This window comes from Mesorhizobium sp. M7A.F.Ca.US.005.03.2.1 (assembly GCF_003997795.1).
Taxonomy (GTDB): Bacteria; Pseudomonadota; Alphaproteobacteria; order Rhizobiales; family Rhizobiaceae; genus Mesorhizobium; species Mesorhizobium ciceri.
In genome coordinates this window covers 1-2,696 of sequence record NZ_RZRP01000843.1, presented here as the reverse complement: position 1 = coordinate 2,696, position 2,696 = coordinate 1, and the positions used below count along the sequence as shown (strand labels likewise).

The window sequence follows — 2,696 nt, the reverse complement described above, 5'->3', positions numbered from 1 at the left end:
ACACAGTCGCTTGCGACCATCCTGTGGTCCAGGAGATGGTCCTCGACACGCTTCGCCATTTCGTCAGGGATGCCGGTGTCGATGGCTTCCGCTTCGACCTCGCTCCCATTCTGGGGCGGGTCGAGGGCACATTCGATGCCGAGGCGCCGCTGCTGAGAGCGATGCGCGATGACGCACTGCTGGCCGATCGCGTGTTGATCGCCGAGCCGTGGGACATCGGCCCCGACGGCTATCAGCTCGGCAATTTTCCAGCGCCCTTCCTCGAATGGAACGACAAGTATCGCGACGATGTCAGACGGTTCTGGCGTGGCGAGGCCGGCATGGTCGGCGCCCTGGCGACCCGGCTCGCCGGTTCGTCAGATGTGTTTGCCGCGAACGGGCAAGGCGCCAGCCGCAGTGTCAATTTCATCGCCGCCCATGACGGCATGACGCTCGCCGACATCGTGCGCTACGAGCGCAAGCACAACGAAGCCAATGGCGAGCAGAACCGCGACGGCCACAATGAAAACCTGTCCTGGAACAACGGCGTGGAAGGTGATGCGGACAACCCGGCCGTGGCAGCGGCTCGCCAGAACGACCAGCGCGCTCTGCTCGCCGCGCTGTTTGCCTCGCGCGGCACCATCATGCTGACCGCGGGCGACGAATTCGGCCGCACCCAGCAAGGCAACAACAACGCCTATGCCCAAGACAACGAGATCACCTGGCTCGACTGGGCCGGCCGCGACCAGGCGCTGGAGCGCTACACAGCGGCACTCTCGAGGCTGCGCCGATCGATGCCGGCGCTTTCCGACACAAGCTTCCTCACTGGCCAGCCGCCGGCAGGTTCGGAGATACCGGACGTCGCATGGCTTGCTGAGACGGGCGCGCCGCTCGATGAACAGAGCTGGCAGGATCCGCAGCGGCACCGTCTTGTCATGGTCCTGAGTGGCGCCAGCGATGACGGCCGCCGTCTTGCGGTGCTTATCAACGGCGATCGCCGGGCCTGCATGTTCACCTTGCCTGAACGAGACGGATTCTTCTGGGCCCCAGATATCGAAGCGCCGGATGCGGCGGATATCTCGCGGCCAATATCCGGGCGGACGATGATCTTCATGATCGAACGAGCGCAGGCCGGCACAAGGGAGAAGCGCAATGGCGGCGAGTGACAAGAAGGGATGGTGGCGCGGTTGCGTCATCTACCAGATCTATCCGCGCTCCTTCCAGGACACGACCGGCGATGGCAGCGGCGATCTCGCCGGTATCACATCGAGGCTCGCCCATGTCGCCTCGCTCGGTGTCGACGCCATCTGGCTGTCGCCTTTCTTCAAGTCGCCGATGGCCGATATGGGCTACGACGTGTCGGACTACTGCGATGTCGATCCGATGTTCGGCACGCTCGAGGATTTCGATGCGCTGGTCGCCGAGGCGCATCGTCTCGGCCTGAAGATCATCATCGACCAGGTGCTGTCGCATTCATCCGACAAGCACGACTGGTTTGTCGAAAGCCGCGCCAGCCGCGATAACCCCAAGGCCGACTGGTATGTCTGGGCCGATACCAAGCCAGATGGCGGCGCGCCAAACAACTGGCTCTCCGTCTTCGGTGGCCCGGCCTGGGAATGGGATTCGACCCGCCGGCAGTATTACATGCACAATTTCCTCCCCTCGCAGCCCGATCTGAATTTCCACAATCCGGAGGTTCAGGACGCGCTTCTGGAAACCGTGCGCTTCTGGCTGGAGCGCGGCGTCGACGGTTTTCGGCTCGATACGGTCAATTACTATGTCCACGACCGCTGGCTGCGCAGCAATCCACCCTTGGCATCAAGCGTCGCCGGCACCAACAGCGAGACCAACACCTACCTTTACCAGGAGCACCTGTTCGACAAGACGCAGCCGGAAAACCTGGCGTTCCTGCGCCGCTTCAGGGCGCTGCTCGACGAATATGACGACCGTGCTGCCGTCGGCGAGATCGGCGATGAAGGCCGCTCGCTGCAGACGCTCGCCGCCTATACCTCAGGCGGCGACAAGCTGCATATGTGTTACACCTTCGACCTGCTCGGTCCGCAGTTCTCGGCCGCGCATGTGCGTGGCTGCGTCGAAGCCTTCGAGGCGGCCGTCTCCGACGGCTGGGTCTGCTGGGCCTTCTCCAACCATGACGTGGCGCGCCATGTCAGCCGCTGGACAAGGCCGGACAGCGAGCCCGACGCGGTCGCAAGATTCTCGATCATGCTGCTCGCCTGCCTGCGCGGCTCGATCTGCCTCTATGAGGGCGAGGAACTCGGGCTGGAGGAGGCGGAGCTGGCCTATGAAGATCTGCGCGATCCCGTCGGCATCCGCTTCTGGCCAGGCGTCAAGGGCAGGGATGGGTGCCGCACGCCGATGGTGTGGGAGGCCGGCGCCGACAATGCAGGCTTCTCCACGGCCAGGCCCTGGCTGCCGATACCGGCCAGCCATCGCGCTCGCGCCGTCGACGTCCAGAATGCCGACACGGTCTCTGTGCTCGCGTCCTACCGGGCTGCGCTGGCCTTGCGCGGGGAGCATGAGGCGCTGATATCCGGCTCGATCCGCTTTCTCGACGCCGAGGGTGACCTGCTCGCTTTCATCCGCGACGGCGGCGGTGAAAGACTGCTCTGTGTCTTCAATTTCGCCGGAGGACCGGCCAATTGGCCGTTGCCGGGGGACATCCGAGCGGTTGCGCAGCTGGATGGCAATGCCGCGGT

At 64.3% G+C, this 2,696-nt stretch carries 1 protein-coding gene and 1 pseudogene; both read left to right on the top strand.

Annotated features, from left to right (window positions below; genetic code table 11):
• A pseudogene (locus tag EN991_RS31295) lies at positions 1-1,145 on the top strand (glycogen debranching enzyme GlgX); the annotation flags it as partial.
• On the top strand, positions 1,132-2,696 hold a 1,565-nt coding region (locus EN991_RS31290; protein ID WP_127370195.1), incomplete at its 3' end, for an alpha-glucosidase family protein. The pseudogene EN991_RS31295 and the gene EN991_RS31290, both read left to right, overlap by 14 nt.